This window comes from Rahnella inusitata (assembly GCF_018288855.1).
GTDB classification, from domain to species: domain Bacteria; phylum Pseudomonadota; class Gammaproteobacteria; order Enterobacterales; family Enterobacteriaceae; genus Rahnella; species Rahnella inusitata.
This window is the reverse complement of the sequence record NZ_CP065024.1, coordinates 2,897,789-2,918,454: the sequence shown is the minus strand read 5'-3', so window position 1 is coordinate 2,918,454 and position 20,666 is coordinate 2,897,789. Positions and strand designations below refer to the sequence as shown.

18 protein-coding genes are annotated in these 20,666 nt (G+C 56.4%); 10 read left to right on the top strand and 8 right to left on the bottom strand.

The annotated features are described in order from the left end of the window. Window positions 1–9 precede the first annotated feature (9 nt). From rsxD to I2123_RS13550, 7 genes are all read right to left on the bottom strand, one after another. Window positions 10–1,062, bottom strand: coding sequence for an electron transport complex subunit RsxD (rsxD, locus tag I2123_RS13580; protein WP_213050709.1), 1,053 nt, complete (start codon window positions 1,060–1,062; stop codon window positions 10–12). Then, entirely contained in the window at window positions 1,063–3,186 is a 2,124-nt protein-coding gene (gene rsxC, locus I2123_RS13575; protein WP_213050708.1) for an electron transport complex subunit RsxC, read from the bottom strand. Between the two features lies 1 nt (window position 3,187). Next, on the bottom strand, window positions 3,188–3,754 hold the full coding sequence (gene rsxB / locus I2123_RS13570) for an electron transport complex subunit RsxB (RefSeq protein ID WP_112167627.1): 567 nt from the start codon (window positions 3,752–3,754) through the stop codon (window positions 3,188–3,190). Beyond that, window positions 3,754–4,335, bottom strand: coding sequence for an electron transport complex subunit RsxA (rsxA, locus tag I2123_RS13565; protein WP_112167628.1), 582 nt, complete (start codon window positions 4,333–4,335; stop codon window positions 3,754–3,756). Before rsxA ends, rsxB begins: the two co-directional genes overlap by 1 nt. 39 nt (window positions 4,336–4,374) lie before the next feature. Beyond that, a complete protein-coding gene (locus I2123_RS13560; protein ID WP_112167629.1) occupies window positions 4,375–4,815 on the bottom strand; it encodes a DUF2569 domain-containing protein in 441 nt (146 codons plus the stop codon). Between the two features lie 161 nt (window positions 4,816–4,976). Continuing rightward, window positions 4,977–6,344, bottom strand: coding sequence for an anaerobic C4-dicarboxylate transporter DcuC (gene dcuC, locus I2123_RS13555; protein ID WP_112167630.1), 1,368 nt, complete (start codon window positions 6,342–6,344; stop codon window positions 4,977–4,979). Window positions 6,345–6,544: 200 nt separating this feature from the next. Beyond that, the gene (locus tag I2123_RS13550; RefSeq protein ID WP_213050707.1) at window positions 6,545–7,750 is read right to left on the bottom strand and encodes an FAD-dependent oxidoreductase; all 1,206 of its coding nucleotides are present in this window, start codon (window positions 7,748–7,750) and stop codon (window positions 6,545–6,547) included. Window positions 7,751–8,063: 313 nt separating this feature from the next. Between I2123_RS13550 and I2123_RS13545 the strand changes: the two genes are divergently transcribed. The 6 genes from I2123_RS13545 to I2123_RS13520 are packed head-to-tail and all read left to right on the top strand — an operon-like array spanning window position 8,064 to window position 14,223. Further along, window positions 8,064–8,777 (top strand): FadR/GntR family transcriptional regulator, encoded by a 714-nt coding sequence (locus I2123_RS13545; protein WP_112167632.1) that lies wholly within the window; start codon window positions 8,064–8,066, stop codon window positions 8,775–8,777. Next, window positions 8,764–9,942, top strand: coding sequence for an aminotransferase class I/II-fold pyridoxal phosphate-dependent enzyme (locus I2123_RS13540; RefSeq protein ID WP_213050706.1), 1,179 nt, complete (start codon window positions 8,764–8,766; stop codon window positions 9,940–9,942). The genes I2123_RS13545 and I2123_RS13540 overlap by 14 nt, the downstream gene beginning before the upstream one ends. A gap of 60 nt (window positions 9,943–10,002) precedes the next feature. Next, a complete protein-coding gene (locus I2123_RS13535) occupies window positions 10,003–11,283 on the top strand; it encodes an ABC transporter substrate-binding protein (protein WP_213050705.1) in 1,281 nt (426 codons plus the stop codon). 60 nt (window positions 11,284–11,343) lie between these two features. Continuing rightward, window positions 11,344–12,267, top strand: a complete 924-nt coding sequence (locus I2123_RS13530) for a carbohydrate ABC transporter permease (protein ID WP_112167635.1) — start codon at window positions 11,344–11,346, stop codon at window positions 12,265–12,267. An 11-nt stretch (window positions 12,268–12,278) separates the two neighbouring features. Next, a complete protein-coding gene (locus I2123_RS13525) occupies window positions 12,279–13,121 on the top strand; it encodes a carbohydrate ABC transporter permease (protein ID WP_112167636.1) in 843 nt (280 codons plus the stop codon). 4 nt (window positions 13,122–13,125) lie between these two features. After that, entirely contained in the window at window positions 13,126–14,223 is a 1,098-nt protein-coding gene (locus I2123_RS13520) for an ABC transporter ATP-binding protein (RefSeq protein ID WP_112167637.1), read from the top strand. A 203-nt stretch (window positions 14,224–14,426) separates the two neighbouring features. On the opposite strand, the gene I2123_RS13515 is transcribed toward I2123_RS13520, so the two are convergent. Next, window positions 14,427–15,674, bottom strand: coding sequence for an MFS transporter (locus tag I2123_RS13515; protein WP_244207845.1), 1,248 nt, complete (start codon window positions 15,672–15,674; stop codon window positions 14,427–14,429). A 198-nt stretch (window positions 15,675–15,872) separates the two neighbouring features. Here I2123_RS13515 and I2123_RS13510 point away from each other — a divergent pair, with 198 nt between their 5' ends. From I2123_RS13510 to I2123_RS13495, 4 genes are all read left to right on the top strand, one after another. Next, window positions 15,873–16,778: a LysR family transcriptional regulator gene (locus I2123_RS13510; RefSeq protein WP_213050703.1), complete on the top strand. Its 906-nt coding sequence runs from the start codon at window positions 15,873–15,875 to the stop codon at window positions 16,776–16,778. A 165-nt stretch (window positions 16,779–16,943) separates the two neighbouring features. Continuing rightward, on the top strand, window positions 16,944–18,167 hold the full coding sequence (gene mlc / locus I2123_RS13505; RefSeq protein WP_112167640.1) for a sugar metabolism global transcriptional regulator Mlc: 1,224 nt from the start codon (window positions 16,944–16,946) through the stop codon (window positions 18,165–18,167). A 194-nt stretch (window positions 18,168–18,361) separates the two neighbouring features. Then, window positions 18,362–19,048 carry a dethiobiotin synthase gene (gene bioD / locus I2123_RS13500; protein ID WP_112167641.1) on the top strand — a complete coding sequence of 229 codons (687 nt, stop codon included), beginning with the start codon at window positions 18,362–18,364 and terminating at the stop codon, window positions 19,046–19,048. A 120-nt stretch (window positions 19,049–19,168) separates the two neighbouring features. Continuing rightward, window positions 19,169–20,665 carry an MDR family MFS transporter gene (locus tag I2123_RS13495; RefSeq protein ID WP_213050702.1) on the top strand — a complete coding sequence of 499 codons (1,497 nt, stop codon included), beginning with the start codon at window positions 19,169–19,171 and terminating at the stop codon, window positions 20,663–20,665. Window position 20,666: the final 1 nt, after the last annotated feature.

Genomic DNA, 20,666 nt, shown 5'->3' with positions numbered 1-20,666 from the left:
AATTCTTCCTCAGCGATGCCCGTAAACGCGCGGCTGCGTGTAGTGATCAATCAACGGTACGGTGATGTTGGCCAGCAGAACGGCAAAGGCCACGCCGTCAGGATAACCGCCGTAAGTGCGGATGAGCCAAATCAGTAAACCAATCAATGCACCGAATATCAGACGGCCTTTCGGCGTCGTCGATGCTGTTACCGGATCGGTCGCGATAAAGAAAGCGCCCAGCATCGCTGCACCAGAGAACAGGCCGACCAGCGGCGAGGAGTAGCTCTCCGGCGCCAGACCCCAGGCGAGCGCGGCGCAGAATGTCAGCATGCCGAGCATCGCCACCGGAATGTGCCAGCTAATGATTTTACGCCACATCAGGAACAGGCCCCCGGCCAGGAACCCGAGGTTGATCCACTGCCAGCCGAGACCGGCCAGCGAGCCGCCAAACAGCGGGGTGGCGAGGATCTGATCGGCAGAATGGCCTGAGCGTAAACCGGTTTTAAACGCATCCAGCGGCGTCGCCTGCGTCACGCCATCGACGTTCATCTGGAGCTGATACGCGCTCAGATCCTGACTGTTGTGACCGGTGAAAATGGTCAGCAGCGTATCGGTAAAACTGACGTGATGATGCTGCAACGCATCCGGTGGCAGCCAGGTGGTCATCTGCACCGGGAAGGAAATCAGCAGCACGACGTAACCGACCATCGCCGGGTTAAACGGATTCTGGCCCAGACCACCGTACAACTGCTTGGCGATGATAATGGCGAAAATGGTGCCGAGCACCACCATCCACCAGGGGCCGAGCGGCGGCAGGCTGACACCCAGCAGTACCGCAGTCAGCAGGGCGCTGTTATCGCCCAGCCGTTTTTTTACCGGTTGTTTGCGCAGCTGCAATACTGCGCCTTCCGCCAGCAGCGCAATGGTGATTGCCAGCGCGAGCTGAACCAGCGTGCCGTAACCGAAGAACCAGACCTGAGCTATCAGGCCGGGAATACACGCCAGAATCACCATCATCATGATGGTGCTGGTGTTCTGGCGGTTATGCGTAAAAGGTGAACTTGCGATCCTGAAGGCCATTTATTCCTCGTTCGACATGGTCTGAGCGGCTTTACGGGCCTTAACTCGGGCGATCGCAGCAGCGACGGCGGCTTTGCGTGGATCGCTTTCTTGTTGTGATGGTTCTTTTTGTTCTGACTCTTCGCCAGCGGCGGATTCCAGCGCGGCGGCCTTTTTGGCTTTCGCACGGGCAATGGCCGCAGCGACGGCGGCTTTACGTTTATCGTCAGCGGAAGGTTCTGCCGGTGACGTTGTCACTGATTTCTCCACGGCGGCTTCTTCACTGACACCCTGCGCGGCAGCCGCTTTTTTGGCTTTCACACGGGCAATAGCGGCGGCCACGGCGGCTTTGCGGTCATCTGCGGCCTCTTCGGGCGCAGCGATATGCAGCTCGCTGTCCGTCGCTTCCACCACCACGCCGGTTCCGGCTTTTTTTGCCTTCATCCGGGCGATGGCAGCAGCGACGGCGGCTTTACGGTCGTCACCGGCGGTCGGGGCAGTTTGCGGCACCGGTTCAGACGCGACCGGAATTTCCTGCTCAGCGGCGGCCTTTTTAGCTTTCGCGCGGGCAATGGCCGCAGCCAGTGCGGCTTTACGCGGATCGGCATCGGCGGATTCTGTCGCCACGTCAGCAACCGGCGCGTCTTCCACCGGCGTTTCATCGAGCTTCACGGCGGCTTTCTGATGTTTCTCTTCACGCGCTAACTTCTCGCGTTCCATACGCGCCTGTTTGGCTTCGAAGCGGGCTTTGGCTTCGGTCGCACGGGCGGTTTCAGTGTCGATGGCGCGGATTTCGGCCTTTTCCTGCCGGTAATATTGCACCAGCGGAATGTTGCTCGGGCAGACATAGGCGCAGGCACCACATTCGATGCAGTCGAACAAATTATGGTTACGGGCTTTCTCGTGTTCCTGACCTTTACTGAACCAGTACAGTTGCTGTGGCAGCAAACCGGCCGGGCAGGCGTCGGCGCACAGGCTACAACGGATGCAGGCTTCTTCCGGCTCAGGCTGACCGAGTTCGGATTCAGACGGGGCCAGCAGGCAGTTGGAAATTTTAACCACCGGCACGTTAAGCGATGGCAGGGTGAAGCCCATCAGAGGCCCGCCCATGATCACCATCTTTTTGTCGCCCTGCGGCTGCAATGCGCCTTCCTGCATCAGATGCGCCACCGGTGTGCCAAGACGCGCCCAGACGTTGCCCGGTTTCGCCATTGCTTCGCCGGTCAGCGTCACCACGCGTTCGATCAGCGGTTCGCCGTCGATAATCGCGCGTTTGATGGCATACACCGTGCCGACGTTTTGCATCAGCACGCCGATAGACGACGAGTGATGGCCTTTCGGCACTTCGAGTCCGGTCAGAATTTTGGTCAGCTGTTTGGCGCCGCCTGAAGGGTATTTGGTCGGCACCACACGCAGTTGGAAGTGCACGCCAGCGGCGAGATCACGCTCCGCGTTGGCTTTGATGGCAGCGTTAAATGCAGCAATGGCTTCCGGCTTATTGTCTTCGATACCGATAAGCACGCGTTCAGGATGCAGCATATGGCACAGAATGCGGGTGCCTTCGAGGATCTGATCCGCATGCTCCTGCATGAGCCGGTCATCGGCGGTGATGTAAGGTTCGCACTCGGCGGCGTTGAGAATAAGCGTGCGGGTAGAGGTCAGTCCGCCCGAGAGTTTGCTGGCGGTCGGGAAGCCCGCGCCGCCGAGACCGGCAATACCGGCCTGACTGATGCGCTGATTCAGCTCATCGGCGGAAAGCGTGCGGTAGTCGGCGATAAATTCGCGCTCGCACCAGGTGTCCTGGCCATCGGCGTCAATCAGTACGCAAAGCTCTTTAAGCCCGGAAGGGTGAGCAGTGATGTGCGGCTCGATGGCAGTGATCACGCCGGAGGTCGGTGAATGCACCGGTACCGTCCGGCCACGGCCTGTGGTCAGCGGCTGACCTTTCAGTACGCGGTCGCCCGCCTGCACGCACAGTTCGCCCTCAGGCCCAAGATGTTGCTGGAGAGGAATGATAAAGCGCTCAGGCAGCGGCACGTTGCGCAGCGGAACGTGGCTTGACTGAGTCTTCATTTCCGGCGGATGGATCCCGCCATCGAAGTCCCAGACTTTGTCTTTTTTGAGCGCGGCAAACAGATTAAACATGTTACTCCGCATGGATGACCTGAACCGGAATGGATTGCATATCCCACTTCCAGTTTGCTGTGGTGGTTTTGATCGGCAGCATTTCGATGCAGTCCGTCGGGCACGGCGCGACGCACAGATCACAGCCGGTACATAAATCGGTCACAACGGTATGCACGGCGCGGGTGGCACCCACGATGGCATCGACCGGGCAGGCCTGAATGCACTTGGTGCAACCGATGCAGTTGCTCTCATCGATGTAGGCAACGCGGCGTACGGGCGCGGCGGCAGCGGCGTCTTCACCCATCGGTTGCGGCTCGACGTTGAGCAGCGTGGCGAGTTTCAGCATTACCGCTTCACCACCCGGCACGCATTTATTGATGCTGTCGCCATTGGCGACGGCTTCGGCGTAAGGCTTACAGCCGGGATAGCCGCATTGCGCGCACTGGCTTTGCGGCAGGATATCGTCAATCTGATCGACAACCGGGTTGCCTTCGACGGCAAAACGGCGCGAGGCGTAGCCCAGCAGCAGGCCAAAAACCAGCGCCAGAGCGGTCAGTGCGGCAATCGCTACCCATAATTCAAACATCAGAATTTCACCAGACCGGTGAAGCCCATAAAGGCCAGTGACATCAGACCGGCGGTGACCAGCGCAATGGACGACCCTTTGAACGGTGCAGGGACGTCAGCGACCACCAGACGCTCACGGATGGCGGCAAACAGCACCATGACCAGTGAGAAGCCAAGCGAGGCGGCGAAGCCGTACAGCGCAGATTCCATAAAGCCGAACTGCTGATTGATGTTCAAAAGCGCCACGCCGAGTACGGCGCAGTTGGTGGTAATGAGCGGCAGGAAGATACCCAGCAGGCGATACAGTGACGGGCTGGTTTTGCGAACCACCATTTCAGTGAACTGCACCACCACAGCGATGACCAGAATGAACGCCATCGTGCGCAGATAGACCAGCTCCAGCGGCATCAGGATGAAGGTGTTGACCATCCACGAGCAGATATTCGACAGGGTGATAACGAACGTGGTCGCCAGCCCCATGCCAATAGCCGATTCGAGCTTCTTGGAAACGCCCATAAAAGGGCACAGGCCAAGAAACTTCACCAGAACGAAGTTATTCACCAGCATGGTGCCAACAAACAGTAATAAGTATGAGGTCATGACAATAGCCCGGACATAATAAACATTAAAACTTCAGGGTTATTCCGTGAAGGTTTCTTTCACCCGCAGTGAGCGCTTAAAATAAGGCACAAACACCGCTGCGGCTAATAGCGGTAACAATAAGTTACGAACAGCCAGATCGTCGGTAATCGGCGAGAAAGCAAAGGCTTTTACCGCCAGTAATACGGTACACAACAACCAGATAATATACATTTTCGGCAAGGCTTTGGCGCGCTTGCAGAATTGCCACAGTACAGCGACGGTAAATAACCCCATCGCCAACGTGGTCACTACGGAGAAATACCATTGCAGGGTAAATGCCTGCGAATTGGTCAGCAAATAATCCCGCGATTCCGGCATAAATAATGCCATGGAAAACAACGCCAGCATTAATACGACGCTCATCAGTGTCACAATCAGATACGCCATCGGAGCCAGTAACCATCCGCCAATACGTTTGTAGCCCGGAATATTCGACATAAAAAACCTTTATTATGCGGGTTTTTCCACCCGGACAGCACAGGGAGTCTTTCCCCACCTTCAAGGCGCAGTAGCTTAACCTGAGAGATAATTTCTCGTTATCGTATTTATGTGATCAATATCCCCTTCATTTCGGAAGGGGATTTGCAATGAATGGCGGATTAACGCACAGGCACCAAAATTTCCGTCGCGACGATCACCACAATCAGGCCAACCAGAACCGGCACGGAAGTACGTTTGACGACTTCAAACGGGGAGATTTTTGCCATACCGGCGACGGCGACGATCACGCCGGAGACCGGTGAAATCGTACGTCCGAGGTTAGAGGCCTGAAGCATCGGGATCACCAGATACTCCGGGTTAATGCCCATTTTTGCCGCCAGTTTCGGGATAAGTTCAACGAAGGCATAGAAGGAGGCGTTACCGGAACCGGTCGTCATGGCGGCCAGCACGGTGATCACCACCAGAACCAGCATCATAATAATGCTGCCGGAACCGAAGTTCTGCGCCAGTCCGATCAGGCTGCTGATGAAGCCGACGGTGCTCAGCCCTTGCGCGAACACGCCTGCCGCGACCAGTAACATCACCACGTTGGCGAAGGCATCCGCCATGCCGCGATAGGCGACGTCCAGACCGGCGAACACGATTTTCCCGCTGCGGTTGCGCACGGTTTCAATCAGTGCGGTAAGCAGCATACAAATCACCAGAATGGTGATGATGTGCAGATTCGGTCCCCATTTGCCGTCGAAAATCAGCACGCCGATGATGGGAGTGAAAGGAAGAATGGCGTAAAACGCGGGCGCGTTGGTTTCCACAACGTCATCTTTATTCGAATCCACGGCACCCACCAGTTCAGAGGTATCGCGTTTATCCAGATAGCGTTGCCAGAAGAAGTGAGCGACGGCCATCGCCACAATGGCGGCGATAGAAATCGGCAGGGTGACTTTAAATGCGAAATCCACCAGCGGCATGTTCGCCGCCTGCGCCGCCAGCACCACGTCGCCGGAGGTCGGAGAAAGAATGATCGCCGCAGGCGACGCACAAATCGCCGCTGCCGCACCGCGGCTGATGCCGACGTTGACCATGATCGGGAACAACGTTGCCATCAGCAGCACGCCCAGCCCGGTCGCTGAGGAGACGGCCAGTGACATCAGGCACGCCAGAATATAGGCCGCGACCATCAGGATATACGGGGAGTTGATCATCCGCAGCGGGCGGGACGCCAGCCTGACCACCACGTCGTTTGCGCCAATATGCGTCATGTAAGCCGCGAAACCGCACAGCATCATGATCATCATGCCGAGATCGCCACCGCGGCTCATCAGCAGAATTTTGACGTACTCGACGATATCCGTCGTATTCCAGCCGGTGCTCTTCGCGCCCTCCGGCAGTACGCTGTGGCCCATCAGCGCGCTTATCACCAGCAACAACAACCCGCCCACCATCAGCACGCCGGTTGGCGAATACCCTTTGATGATGTATCGCCCGACAAACACGGCGACCATCAGCCCGATCAGCAATTCCCACATACACAGACTCCCCGGAAGTTAAATTTGGACAAAGGCGGGCACTGTGAACAATAAATGCGGTGCGTGTTATGACGCCCATCAATGATTGGGATTGAAAGGGGGTGGGGATTTGGGAAATGTGATGGGGGGCTGGCATCAGTACGCGGGCCGCTCCCTCCCCTTCGCAGGGGGAGGAGCAAAGTGCCATCTTTTGCAAAATCTCAAAGTTTCGGGATTTCCCGATAAAACCCAACGCCTATCAGCCTGCCAAACAAGAACGGAATAAATTTCCGCCCGCGCAGCCACGCCTCCATACGGGATGGGGGTTTAGTTCTTTTCTTCTGCCCCGCACGACTGATCATAATCTGCAATGACTGTGTCGCCCACGTCGGAAACGTCCGGCGGCGCTGAATGCGTTTCAGATGCCGCAACGTCAGCGTTCCGGATTTCAGCGGCTGCGTAATAATATTGGCTGTCGCCACCGCGTCCTGAATCGCCAGATTTACGCCCACGCCGCCAATCGGCGACATCGCGTGCGCCGCATCGCCGATGCACAGCAGGCCAGGTTTTGCCCATTCTTTGAGGCGGTCAATGCGGATCACCAGAAGGCGCACGTCGTCCCAGCTGGCGATATCTTCCTGCAAACGCGCACGCCCGAACGGCGAAACCTCGGCCAGCAGATCGATAAATGGCGGAATGCCCTGCGCCTTGAGGGCGTCGAGGCTGTCCTTTGCGATCGAGTAGCCGCACTGCCAGTAATCGCCGCGGTCGATCATGATGAAGTTTTTCTTCGGCCCGCGATGCCCCATTGACCACTCAGGGTCGTCCGGGCGCTTGTTGATTTTCAGCCACAGCACGTCGCGCGGTGCGCCGAAGCGGCGGATTTCCATGCCAGCCTGTTCACGCACAATGGAATTTCGCCCGTCACAGCCGACCACCAGATCTGCATGAAAAGCCTGTTGTTCGCCATCCACCTCAGCCATCACGCCGGTGACCTTGCCGTTATCTTCCTGCAAGGACAACATCTGCGCGTTGTGGATCAGACGGAAATTGGGCAGCACGGCGGCTTTACCGGCAATGAAGTTTAGGAAATCCCACTGCGGCATAAACGCAATGAATTTGCACTGCGTCGGCAGATGGCTGAAATCCGCCAGCGTGGTTTCCTTGCCGTTGATTTCGCCGTAGAGCTTTTCGGCGCGCTGATGCGGCAGTTTCAGAAATTCATCGAGAAAGCCGAGCTGCCAGATAATGTCCAGCGTCGAAGGGTGAATAGTGTCGCCGCGAAAATCACGCAGGAAATCCCGGTGTTTTTCCAGCACCGTCACGTCAATGCCCTTACGTGCCAGCAAATAGCCCAGCATTAAACCCGCCGGGCCGCCGCCCACAATGCAACATGACGCCGCGGCGGACTCAGTATTCGGTGACATAACAACCTGCCTGTCAAAATGAATTCACATGATAACAATTATCATTTGCGCCGATGCGCGTCAATCGACCTGACCTCTCATTACCATTGGCGGAATGCGCCACGCCGGAACAACGCCTGCACGTTTCACGCCCGTTTCGCCGGCAAATTGCACCACGACGATCTTTTCCTTTCACGTCCGTTTTGAATGTAAAACAAGCAATGTGCTAATAAATCATGCGGTTAAACTCTGCGCGCAAAACTGGCAGACAAATTGCAAAGTGGTCCACAGGTTGAGTTGTTGGGCCAATTTTGGCAGATGCGCGGAGACACAGATGCACGGTGAACTGAATTTATTGCACCCGATCGCGCCACAGCAGAGTGACACGCTGGTGCTGGATGCGCTGACCCGGTATGTGGCGCAGTCCGGCACCCGCGTGGGGGAGAAATTACCGCCGGAGCGCGTACTGGCCGAAGGGCTGGCGGTGAGCCGCAACACGGTGCGTGAGGCACTCAAACGCTGGGAAGCACTGGGAATAATCCTGCGTAAAAAGGGCAGCGGAACTTTCCTGCAATCGGAAGTCACTGCCAACGACAGCTTTCTGTCGCTGCGCTTCAAAAATGATTCCGCGACCATGCTGCACGCGCTGGAAGTGCGCCGGATCATCGAATGCGAAGCCTCGGCGCTGGCGGCGGTGCGCGCGACGGAGAGTGATTTGCTGTTCATCGAACATAAGCTGGATGTGATGGAAAAAGTCCACCTGAGCGTCGGCTCCGCCGGTGCCGAGGACTGGCAGTTTCACGCCGCAATTTACACCGCCGCGCACAATCCGCTGCTGTTGCAGATGGTCGGCGGTATCTACGACCTGCTGCATGCCTTTTTCGAATCGCCGCCGGAACAGGCGCTGTTTAGCGATTCGTTCCCGCTGCACCGCACGTTATTTGAAGCCATCGCGCGCCGTGAGCCGGAAACCGCACGCAGGCTGAGCAACGACATTCTGAACATAACTGAACGCGACATGAAGGAAGTGATCAATGCAGCAAGATGATAAAAGCCACCACGATGAATTGTCGGAAAGTACCCGTTTAGTCCACGACGCGCGTCACGACCGCGGGGCGATCTCGCCGCCGATTTACCAGTCGTCACTTTTCAGTTTCACCGATTATGACAGCATGATCGCCCGTTTTCGCGGCGACAGCGACCACGCGCTCTATTCCCGTGTCGATAACCCGACGGTGGTGGAATTGCAGAAAAAGGTGGCGCAGCTGGAGGGCGGCGAAGCCTGTCTGGCGTTCGGCAGCGGCATGGCGGCGATCAGTAACGCCATTCTCAGCGTGGCCGGTCCCGGCGACAAAGTGGTGTGCGTCAATCACGTTTATCCGGATACCTACCGTTTCCTGCGCGGGTTCTGCACCCGTTTTCAGATTGAATCTCAGTTTGTCGACGGCAGTTCGCTGGCCGTTCTGGAAGACGCGATGCAGGGCGCGAAGCTGCTGTATCTCGAAAGCCCGAACAGCTGGGTGATGGGCGAACAAAATCTGCGGGCGATTGCTGAATTAGCGAAAAAATACGGTGTGGTGACGATGATCGACAACAGCTGGGCGTCGCCGATTTTCCAGAAACCGCTGGCGGCGGGTATCGATCTGGTTATCCACTCTGCGTCCAAATACATCAGCGGACACAGCGATGTGGTGGCCGGACTGGTTATCTCCGGCGCTGAACGCATCAGCGCCATCAGCCGTAATATCAGCCCGTTTTTGGGGGGCAAACTTTCTGCCAATGAAGCCTGGCTGCTGCTGCGCGGCCTGCGCACATTGCCGCTGCGGATGCGTCAGCATCATGAAAGCGCACTCCAGCTGGCGCACCGCCTGCAAGGTTATTCGCGCATCACCAGGGTCAATCATCCCGGTTTAGACCCGCTGCCGACGTCGACCCTGACCGGCTACAGCGGCCTGTTTTCCTTCGAACTTGGCGACGGCATCGACATTCCTGCGTTCTGCAACGCGCTTAAGTTATTCCGCATGGGCGTCAGCTGGGGCGGTTTCGAAAGCCTGGTGATGCCGGCGGTCTCCGTGCTCAATCAGGCGGGTGAATTCAATTCGGCGATTGATTTCGGCGTATCGCCGCGGGTGATCCGCATTTCCATCGGCCTGGAAGATACCGAAGATTTGTGGCGCGACCTGAAAAACGCCATTGAAAGCGCCTGTTTCTGAAGATTTTTCTCAAAGACTGTTCCTGTGATCCGACCCTTAGCTCCGTGGAGAATCAAGATTATGCGACACCCGAAACGTCATGTGCTCAGCCTGCTGGCTTTAAGCGTCAGCCTGTTTTCCTGCGCCAGCTTCGCCGCCACCAAACTGACGCTGGTGGAAGTGATCACCAGCCCGGCGCGTACCGAAATGCTGCAAAAAATGCTCACCGCCTACAAAGCGCAACATCCGGACGTTGAGATTGAAGTGGTGTCGCTGCCGTGGGGGCAGGCGTTTGAAAAACTGGGCACCATGATCCAGAGCGGACAATACCCGGACGTGGTGGAAATGCCGGACACCTGGCAGGGGTTGTACGCCAGTAACGGCATGCTGGCGGATCTTGAACCGCGTCTGAAAAGCTGGAACGGCACGCCAGACTTAACCGACAAAACGCTTACCATGGCGCGCTCTTCCGGCGGCACGGCAACGATGGTTCCGTATGGTTTCTACCTGCGGGCAATGTTCTGGAACAAGAAACTCTTCCAGCAGGCCGGGCTTACCGAAGCGCCGAAAACGATGGATGAGTTTATGGCCGATGCCAGGAAAATCAGCGCCCTCGGCAACGGCATCAGCGGCTACTGTATGCGCGGCGGCGTCGGCGGCACCAACGCGTGGATGATGTTTATGGCGGCGATGAACGGCTCGCCGGAGTTCTTCGACAAAGAGGGCAACAGTACGCTGACGCAGCCGGGCGCGATTAAGGGCGCGCAGTTCCTGGTGGACATGTATCAGAAAGGCTATGCGCCGAAAGACAGCGTCAACTGGGGCTTCAATGAAATCGTCTCCAGCTTCTACTCCGGCAAGTGCGCGATGCTCGATCAGGATCCCGATGCATTAATTGCCATCAAAAACAGCATGAATCCGGACGATTTCTCGGTCGCGCCGATGCCGCTCGGGCCGAACGGCAAAGCCTATCCGACCATCGGTTATACCGGCTGGTCAATGTTCAAACAAAGCAAAAATCAGGATCAGGGATGGGATCTGATCTCATTTCTCAGTAACAAAGAGAACAACCTGACGTGGTCGAAATTTGTTGGCACGTTGCCGATTTATAAAGGCGCGGAGCAGGACGCCTATTACCACGCACCGCAGTTTGCGGGCTGGTTTGCCGAGCTGAACAGCCCGGATTACATTCCGCTGACCATGCCGACGCACCTCAAAGGCTGGGGCTATTTCAACTCGGTCATCGTCAAAGACAGTTCGCAGGAAACGTTGCTCGGCCAGAACGACACCGAAAGCATGGTGAAAGACTGGGCGAAGTACCTGACCAAAGAACAAAAAGCGTGGCTGGCCGCGCAGAAGTAAGGTTCAACGGCTCCGGCAACTGCTGCCGGAGCGCAAATTTCCCTTTGTTGGAGACGCGTCATGATGTTGGAAGTTTCACCACCAGACACCGCTGCCGCGCCGCGCTTTCCCCGTTTGCGGGCGCTGCTGGAACCCTGGGTGTACCTCAGCCCGACGCTGGTGCTGATCGCGCTGTTTATTTTTGTTCCGATGGCGATCGGCATTTCCTATGCGTTCCAGAATATTCAGCTGCTTAACCCTTCCGACACCGGCTGGGTCGGGCTGGATAATTTTCGCACCATGTTTGACGACCGGCATTTCTACGCCGCACTGCGTCACACCTTCAACTGGACGCTGACGTCCTTAGTCCTGCAGTTCGCGCTGGGTCTCGGGCTGGCGTTGCTGCTTAACCGCGAATTCGCCGGACGCGGCTGGGTGCAGGCACTGGTGTTTCTGCCGTGGGCAGTACCGGCATTTCTCTCCGGCCTGACCTGGGCGTGGTTGCTCAACCCGGTGATCGGCGTGTTGCCGTACTGGCTGACCGATCTGCACATTATTTCCGAGCCTTACAACATTCTGTCCGACCCGCAACTGGCGCTGTACGGGCCGGTGGTCGCCAACGTCTGGTTCGGCATTCCGTTCTTTGCGATCACCTTGCTGGCGGCGTTGCAGTCGATCCCGAAAGATTTATACGAAGCCGCGGCGATGGACGGTGCATCCGGCTGGCAGCAATTTTGCAAAGTAACGCTGCCGTTTCTGGCACCGATGATTGCTATCACGGTGATGCTGCGCACCATCTGGATCGCCAATTTCGCTGACCTGATTGTGGTGATGACCGACGGCGGTCCGGCGAATTCAACATCGATTCTCTCGAGTTTCATTTTCACGACAGCCTACCGCAAACTCGACTTTGGCTACGCCTCGGCGATGGCGGTCTTCCTGCTGGTGCTGATGACGCTTTACGCGCTGGTTCTTCTGCGCATCCGCCATCAGTTATTGAAATAAAGGAGCGCCACATGAATGCATTGTCATTAGGACTCTGGCTGCGCAAAGGCGGCCACCGGCTGGGGATCCTGTTCTACCTGATCTTCTCACTGTTCCCGATTTACTGGCTGATCAAAATCTCGATCACGCCGGACAAACTGCTCTACAGCGAAGGCGTCAAGATGTGGCCGGGTGAGATGACGCTGGTGCATTTTCAGCGCGTGTTTACCGAAAGCCAGTTTCCGCTGTATTTCTTTAACAGCCTGATTGTCTCATTCGGCACGGCATTTCTGACCACGGTGATTGCCGCCGGTGCGGGTTTTGCGTTTTCCCGCTTCAGCTTTAAAGGCAAAACGGTGATGGCGGCGCTGCTGCTGTTCACCCAGATGTTCCCGCTGGTGATGATCCTCGCGCCGATTTACAAAGTGATGGCACCGCTCGGGCTGACCAACAGCCTGCTGGGGTTAATTCTGATCTACACCGCGTTTAACGTGCCGTTCGCGACCTTTCTTATGCAGTCATTTTTCGACAGCATTCCGAAAGATCTCGAAGAGTCAGCGATGCTGGAAGGGTGCAGCCGTTTTATGGCATTGCGTAAAGTCATCATCCCGCTGACTTTGCCGGGCATGGCCGCCACGCTGGGATTTGTGTTTACCGCGGCGTGGAGCGAACTGTTGTTCTCGCTGATGTTAATCAACAAAAATGACGTGATGACCTTCCCGGTGGGGTTGCTGAGTTTTGTGTCGAAGTTTGCGGTTTCCTGGGGCGACATGATGGCGGCGGCGGTGCTGGCGCTGATCCCTGCCTGTCTGTTCTTTGCGTTTATTCAGCGTTACCTGGTTCAGGGGCTGACTGCCGGTGCGGTAAAAGGATAATTTTATGGCTCAGATTACGATTTCCGATCTCCAAAAACGTTACGACAATGTCGAAGTGCTGCGGCACATCAACCTGACCATCAAAGACGGCGAGTTTGTGGTGCTGGTTGGCCCGTCCGGCTGCGGTAAATCCACCTTACTGCGCACCATCGCCGGACTGGAGCTGGCGACGGCGGGGGACATTCACATCGGTACGCGGCTGATGAATCAGGTTGCGCCGAAAGACCGGGATATCTCGATGGTGTTCCAGAGTTACGCGCTCTATCCGCACATGACAGTGGCGCGCAACATGGGGTTCAGCCTGGAAGTGCAAAAGCGCCCGAAGGCGGAAATCGACGCCGCCGTGAATAAAGCCGCCGACATTCTCGGGCTGACCGCGTTATTGCATCGCCGCCCGAAAGAGCTTTCCGGCGGGCAGCGCCAGCGCGTGGCGATGGGCAGGGCGATTGTGCGCGAACCGCAGGTGTTCCTGTTCGACGAACCGCTCTCCAACCTCGACGCCCAGCTGCGCGGCCAGATGCGTATTGAAATCAAAAGTCTGCATCAGAGAATGCGTAACACGATTGTTTACGTGACCCACGATCAGGTCGAAGCCATGACGCTTGCCGATCGCATTGTGGTGCTCAACCACGGCCTTATCCAACAGGTCGGCACGCCGCTTGAGCTATACGACACGCCCGCCAATAAATTCGTCGCCAGTTTTATCGGTTCGCCATCGATGAACTTTATCGACGGCACGATAGAGATGGGCGATTCCGCCCCGCAGCTGCGTATCAATCCCACCCTGACGCTGCCGGTAGATCCGTCCATTACCGGCCTGCAAAGCGGCGCGAAAGTCATTTACGGCGTTCGCCCCGAGGCGATTGTGCTCTGCACGCCAGACGCGCCCGGCGCGCTGCCGCTGGATGTGACCTTGATTGAACCGACCGGCCTGAGTGAGCTTATTCACGGGACATTGGGGGGTGAAAAACTGAGCGTTTACAGCATGGTGAGATCGGGGGCTGCGCCGGGGGACCGAGTGTGGGTGACGATTGATACCGGAAGGGTGCAGGTGTTTGAGGGGGGGAGTCAGAGGCGGCTGGCGAAACAAGGGGAAAATTGAATTTTTGCAGAGGCCGCTAAAAACTCAAAGACAATTTGGTTTGCTCCCTCCCCTGCGAAGGGGAGGGTTGGGGTGGGGTATTAACAGAACACTTAAGGGGGTGGCGATAAGCCCCCCTTAAGGCCAGTGTGGGTGGCAACCCACGGTTTTGCATGGAAGTTGATTTTCAACAGCAGGCCACTGGGCAGCCCGCCCAATAAAAATTATGCCGGTTTAGCCTCCGCCAGCCTCATCAACCTAACCCCTACGCCTACACCCACCACCAGCATCAAACTAATAAACACCGTGATCCCATTCCACCCGTACGCATGCCAGAAGAATCCCCCCAGCGTACCGGCCACACTCGAACCGGCGTAATAACAGAACAGATACAGAGAGGAAGCTTGTCCTTTCGCACGGCGTGCGCGCCTGCCTATCCAGCCGCTGGCGACGGAGTGGGCGGCGAAGAAGCCGCCGGTGACCAGGATCATCCCGATGAAAATCAGCCAGACCGGCGAAAAGGCAGTGAGCAGAATACCGGCCAGCATGATGATGATTGCGCCGATCAGTACCGGGCCACGGCCATAGACGCCGGTCAGCACGCCCGCTTTCGGCGAACTGTAGGTGCCCATCAGATACACCACTGACAAAATCCCGACGATGGCCTGACTCATGTTGTAGGGCGTGCCGAGCAGGCGATAGCCGATGTAATTAAACATCGTCACGAAGCTGCCCATCAGCAGAAAACCTTCAACGAACAACAAAGGCAGGCCGCTGTCGCGCCAGTGCAGTTTAAAGTTAATGAGCAACTTGCGCGGTTTCAGCGAGCTGGCGCGGAAATGCCGGGAAGGCGGAAGGATTCGCCAGAACATAATGGCCGCCGCCAGCGCGAAGAGGCCGACTACCGCAATCGCGATGCGCCATGAGAAGAAATCGGTCAGCACGCCGCTGACCAGACGCCCGCTCATGCCGCCAATCGAGTTGCCGCTGATGTATAACCCCATCGAGAAGGCCACCACGCTCGGGTGAATTTCTTCGCTCAGATAGGTCATTGCCACCGCCGCAACGCCGCTGAGCGAAAGGCCAATCAGGGCGCGCATGACGAGAATGGCATCCCAGCTTTGCATAAAAGAACAGACCAGCGTACAGCCTGCCGCGAGAAGCAGCGCTACCACCATCACCGATTTCCGCCCGACCGCATCCGAAACCGGCCCGGTAAACAGCAGACCAATAGCCATCAGTCCGGTAGATAACGACAGCGAGAGGCTGCTGGTCGCCGGTGACACGCCGAAATCATGAGACAACACGGGCAGGATCGGCTGTACGCAGTACAGCAGCGCAAAGGTCGCGAGACCCGCTGAGAACAGGGCGAGTGTTACCCGGATAAACTGCGGTGTACCACGTTTGATAAAGGGCGATTTTGGATGAGTGCGGGCGACGGGGGTGTCAGGATTGAGTTCGTCGTCGTTGATCAGACTTTTGTCAAAGGGCGATCCGGATGGTGCAGCGGTATTCCGCTGGGTGGTTTTCACTGTAAATCCTTAACGAAGGTAATAATAAAAACTATTTGAAAATGTATGAAAATTTTAACAGTGGGCTTTATATTGTCTAATATATTAATTTCATGAAAACGATATTTATAAAATATCAATCGGAGTCACACCCGCGCCATGAGCCACATAGAACTGCGTCATCTGCGTTATTTTATTGCCGTCGCTGACGAGCTGCATTTCGGGCGGGCGGCGGAGCGGCTGCACATCTCTCAGCCGCCGCTGAGCCAACAAATACAGGCGCTGGAGGCGCACGTCGGTGCGGCGTTGTTTTATCGCAGTAACCGCACGGTTCGGCTGACGCAGGCGGGCGTGGCATTTCTGCACGAAGCGCGGCAAATTTTGCAGCGGGTAGAAGAAGCCTCAGAGCAGGCCGCGCGGATCCATCGCGGTGAGTCCGGCAATCTGACGCTCGGGCTGACCTCCTCGGCACCGTTTTTACGCCGGGTTTCGCGCACGCTGCACCGTTTCCGCTTAACCTATCCCGACGTGAATATTCGTATTGAACAGCTCAACAGCAAGCAGCAGATCGACCCGCTGCTGGAAGGCAAACTGGATCTGGGAATTATGCGCAACGGCGACCTTCCGCCGCAGCTGGCGCATCAGCTGATATGGTCGGAGCCGCTGATTGCCGTGGTACATAAAGACAATCCGCTAAATGATTTGGCCGCGGGTGAACTGACGTTCCAGCATCTGGCCGATCAGCCGTTCGTGTTTTTCTCCAAAGATGTCGGCACCTCGTTGTACGACGATATCCTCGACCAGCTGAAAGCACAGGGGATCACGCCGTATATCACACAGGAAGTGGGCGAGCCGCTGACCATTATCGGGCTGGTGGCAGCGGGGCTGGGCGTGTCGATTTTACCGGCGTCCTATCTGCGCATTCAGGTCGACGGCGTGAGGTATTTACGCTTCGGGGAAATGCAAGGCACCACAGAACTCTGGCTGGTGAATCACGCCGAAAGGCCGATGACGGCGGCGACCAGGGCGTTTATGGAACTGATGATGGAAGAGGACGGCGTTTGACATAAGATAAAAGCTGCTGTATTTCCAGTCAATTCCGAACGTGTTTTCGCGCAATGTGTGCACCAAATCACATAACGAATCAAATAGTTGACGACATATAGCAAAAACTCCACCATAAGCCTCTAATCTTTATTTTGAAGCGCGAAAATAACAGGAGTTCCTTGAGTGATCCCCGATGGGCAGCCCGGCCATATTGATCAAATCAAACAAACTAACGTCGGTGCTGTGTATCGCCTGATCGATCAGTTTGGTCCCATTTCGCGCATTGAGCTTTCCAAAAAAGCCCAGCTGGCACCTGCCAGTATCACCAAAATTGTCCGTGAACTGATTCAGGCGCACCTGGTGCTGGAAACGGAGTTTCAGGATCCCGGCAGCCGCGGGCGTCCGGCAATCGGTTTAGCGCTCGACACGCAAGCCTGGCACTATCTTTCTGCCCGCATCAGCCTCGGTTCTATCACGCTGGGGTTACGCGATCTGAGCAGTAAACTGGTGGTGGAAGAAGTGTTGCCACTGCCCGAAGAGGCTCCGCAGTCGCTGATGCAGCGCATCATCGTAGAAATCGATCAGTTCTTTATCCGCCATCAGCGCAAACTTGAACGCCTTACGGCCATCGCCATTACCCTGCCGGGGATGATCGACGCGCGGCGCGGCATCGTTCACCGTATGCCGTTTTATCACGATGTGTTCGATATGCCGCTCGGCGATACTCTTTCCGCCCATACGGGCTTGCCGGTATACGTGCAGCATGACATCAGCGCGTGGACGCTGGCGGAAGCCCTGTACGGCGCATCGCGCGGCTGCAAAAACGTGGTGCAAATTGTTATCGATCACAACGTCGGCGCGGGGGTTATTACCAGCGGACGCGTTTTGCACGCCGGCAGCAGCAGCGTGGTGGAAATCGGCCATACGCAGGTCGATCCTTATGGTAAACGCTGTTATTGCGGCAATCACGGCTGTCTGGAAACCGTCGCCAGTACCGACAGCATTCTGGAACTGGTGCGTCAGCGACTGACCGCTTCAGCCCCCGCGAGTTTATTGCACGGGGTATCGCTGACCATCGAAGCGGTGTGTGATGCGGCTAACCGTGGCGACCAGCTGGCGCGTGACGTCATCATCGGCGTGGGGCAGAGCGTCGGGCGGATGTTGGCGATCATGGTCAATCTGTTCAATCCTGAAAAAGTGCTGATCGGTTCGCCGCTTAATTTATCGCAGGATATTCTTCATCCGGCAATAATGTCTTGTATTCAACAGCAATCCCTTCCCGCATATAGCGAAAATATCAAACTCGAATCCACGCAATTTTATAATCAGGGGACTATGCCTGGCGCGGCATTAGTTAAAGACGCGCTGTACAGCGGGTCATTGCTGATAAAACTCTTACAAGGCTAAGTTTCTTATAACGTTAAAAACTGATTTAAAATAAATCGGAATAAGCTTTCTCGCGCTGGTAAACAAAACATTGCGCTAACGCAAACTGCTCGCATCTCGCATCGCCTAGACTTTCCGTCGTTACTTTGTCTCTGGGCGTGTTTTTCCGGAGACTATCTTTCAATAAAACGGAGAGATCCCGGAGCCTGAATTCCATGTTAACGCACTTTTTCGTCACGGGTACGGACGCTCGTGTAGGTAAAACCATTGTCACACGTGCCTTGCTTCAGGCTTTAGCCGCGCAGGATCGCTGCGTTCTGGGCTATAAACCTATCGCGACTGGCAGCCAGGAGCTGGCCGACGGGGTTCGAAATAAAGATGCGGTAACTCTTCAGCAGTCATCTTCTATTGCTTATCCTTTTAAGAAAATAACGCCGCTGGCATTAACAGATGAAGATATTTATGCCAGTGAAATACCGAAAAACGTGTTTGAAATAATGACAGACGGCCTCAATTTTATGCGTGAAGAGGCTGATTCGGTAGTGGTTGAAGGATGTGACGGCTGGAGAACCTTGATTACTCCACATCTTTTATATTCCGACTGGGTACGCCAGCAAAATATGCCGGTAGTGCTGGTTGTCGGTATTCAGGAAGGCTGTGTCAGCCACGCGTTATTAACCGCGCAGGCCATTATTGCCGACGGATTACCGTTGTTAGGCTGGGTGGCAAACCGAATTAATCCATGCCTTGCTCATTATCAGGAGACTATCGAAGCGCTTACCGCGAATATTTCCGCGCCGCTGCTCGGTGAAATTCCTTATCTGCCACGGGCAGAAAGCCGCGATATGGCGAAGTTTATCGATCTCTCCAGTTTTAATCTGAAAACGCTGACCAAAGCCTGATTGGCTGCGTCGCCACGTTCGACACCGATTAAACGGTTCCGGCTTCTTCGCCAGGAGCCGTTTTTTTTGTCTATAATTCAGGATTAGCTTTAATGCATCAATCTGAAGAAAAAAGAGAACATGGCCGTTACGCACTCATCTGAACACTCACCCGTCGTTAAAAATGCTCACCGCCCGCTGATCCTCATCGCCTGCATGTTGTCGATGTTTATGGCCGCCGTAGAAGTGACGATTGTCGCGACCGCGATGCCGACCATTATTGGCGATCTCGGCGGTTTCTCGCTGCTTGGCTGGGTATTTGCAGTCTATTTACTGACGCAGGCGATCACCGTGCCCGTGTATGGCAGGCTGGCGGATTTGTACGGTTGCCGGAAGATGTTTTTCATCGGCACTACGCTGTTTTTGATTGGCTCGGTGCTGTGTGGTTTTGCGCCTTCGCTCGGCTGGATGATCGGTTTTCGCGCCTTGCAGGGTCTGGGTGCCGGGGCAATCACGCCGATTGCCACCACGCTTATCGCCAATGTTTACGGCCCGCAGGAGCGCGCCAAAGCGCAAGGTTATCTGTCAAGCGTGTGGGGCGTTTCGGCGATCGTCGGCCCGCTGATGGGCGCGTTTATCGTTTCGCATTTTCACTGGGCTGTGGTGTTCTGGGTCAACGTGCCGATCGGGCTGGTGGCGATGGGCATTCTGATCAAATACCTGCCGCCGGACGGCCAGCGTAAACAACATCAGCTGGATCTGGCGGGAACCGGATATCTGACGCTTTCAGTGGCCGCGTTGCTGCTGGCGCTGTTGCAGGCCGAAGTGCTCGGTTACTGGGCGCTGGGGCTGATTGCGCTGGCGGTATGCAGCGCGCTGTTGCTTATCCGGCAGGAACGACGGACGCCGGAGCCGCTGTTCCCGCTGGAGCTGTGGCAAAGCAAGGTGATTATCGCCGGGAATATCGGCGGCCTGATTATCGGCGCGACCATGATGGGAATTAGCGCATTTTTGCCGACCTACGTGCAGGGCGTGCTCGGCGGCACGCCGCTTCAGGCGGGAACCACGCTGGCGCTGATGTCCATCGGCTGGCCGCTGGCAAGTATGCTCAGCAGCCGTCTGATGCAGGCGACCTCTTACCGCGCCACCGCGGTGATCGGCGGGATTTTGCTGGTCGGCGGCAGCCTGGCGTTACTGTTGCTTTCACCGACGTCGGGCCTGTGGGTTGCGCGTCTGGCGGCGTTTTCGATTGGTGCGGGAATGGGGCTGTGTAACACCACGTTTATCGTCTCAGTGCAAAACAGCGTCGGCCCTGCGATCCGCGGGATTGCCACGGCATCCACGCTGTTTACGCGGATGCTCGGCTCCGCCATCGGTACTGCATTACTCGGCGCGACGCTTAACCTCAATCTGCAATACCGTTTACCGGAGATTGCCGATCCGGTGCAGCAACTGATGGAGAAAGCCACCCGCAGCGCGATGGGTAATGACCAGCTCGGCGCGCTCACTAACAGCGTGGCGGCCTCGCTGCACTGGGTGTTTGTGGTGTCGGCGGTGATTTCCGTGCTGGCCGTCGCTGCCGGTTTATTGATCCCGGCAGGTGACCGCCCGCACGCAGAACCTCAGAGCGAAAGTTAAT

Bases quoted from the DNA above. Each gene is read 5' to 3' on its own strand.
- I2123_RS13495 (WP_213050702.1), top strand. From the start codon at position 19,169: ATGGCCGTTACGCACTCATCTGAACACTCACCCGTCGTTAAAAATGCT.
- I2123_RS13540 (WP_213050706.1), top strand. From the start codon at position 8,764: ATGCAGCAAGATGATAAAAGCCACCACGATGAATTGTCGGAAAGTACC.
- dcuC (WP_112167630.1), bottom strand. From the start codon at position 6,344: ATGTGGGAATTGCTGATCGGGCTGATGGTCGCCGTGTTTGTCGGGCGA.
- rsxB (WP_112167627.1), bottom strand. From the start codon at position 3,754: ATGTTTGAATTATGGGTAGCGATTGCCGCACTGACCGCTCTGGCGCTG.
- I2123_RS13550 (WP_213050707.1), bottom strand. From the start codon at position 7,750: ATGTCACCGAATACTGAGTCCGCCGCGGCGTCATGTTGCATTGTGGGC.
- rsxD (WP_213050709.1), bottom strand. From the start codon at position 1,062: ATGGCCTTCAGGATCGCAAGTTCACCTTTTACGCATAACCGCCAGAAC.
- I2123_RS13520 (WP_112167637.1), top strand. From the start codon at position 13,126: ATGGCTCAGATTACGATTTCCGATCTCCAAAAACGTTACGACAATGTC.
- I2123_RS13560 (WP_112167629.1), bottom strand. From the start codon at position 4,815: ATGTCGAATATTCCGGGCTACAAACGTATTGGCGGATGGTTACTGGCT.
- I2123_RS13530 (WP_112167635.1), top strand. From the start codon at position 11,344: ATGATGTTGGAAGTTTCACCACCAGACACCGCTGCCGCGCCGCGCTTT.
- I2123_RS13545 (WP_112167632.1), top strand. From the start codon at position 8,064: ATGCACGGTGAACTGAATTTATTGCACCCGATCGCGCCACAGCAGAGT.
- rsxC (WP_213050708.1), bottom strand. From the start codon at position 3,186: ATGTTTAATCTGTTTGCCGCGCTCAAAAAAGACAAAGTCTGGGACTTC.
- rsxA (WP_112167628.1), bottom strand. From the start codon at position 4,335: ATGACCTCATACTTATTACTGTTTGTTGGCACCATGCTGGTGAATAAC.
- I2123_RS13510 (WP_213050703.1), top strand. From the start codon at position 15,873: ATGAGCCACATAGAACTGCGTCATCTGCGTTATTTTATTGCCGTCGCT.
- I2123_RS13535 (WP_213050705.1), top strand. From the start codon at position 10,003: ATGCGACACCCGAAACGTCATGTGCTCAGCCTGCTGGCTTTAAGCGTC.
- I2123_RS13525 (WP_112167636.1), top strand. From the start codon at position 12,279: ATGAATGCATTGTCATTAGGACTCTGGCTGCGCAAAGGCGGCCACCGG.
- bioD (WP_112167641.1), top strand. From the start codon at position 18,362: ATGTTAACGCACTTTTTCGTCACGGGTACGGACGCTCGTGTAGGTAAA.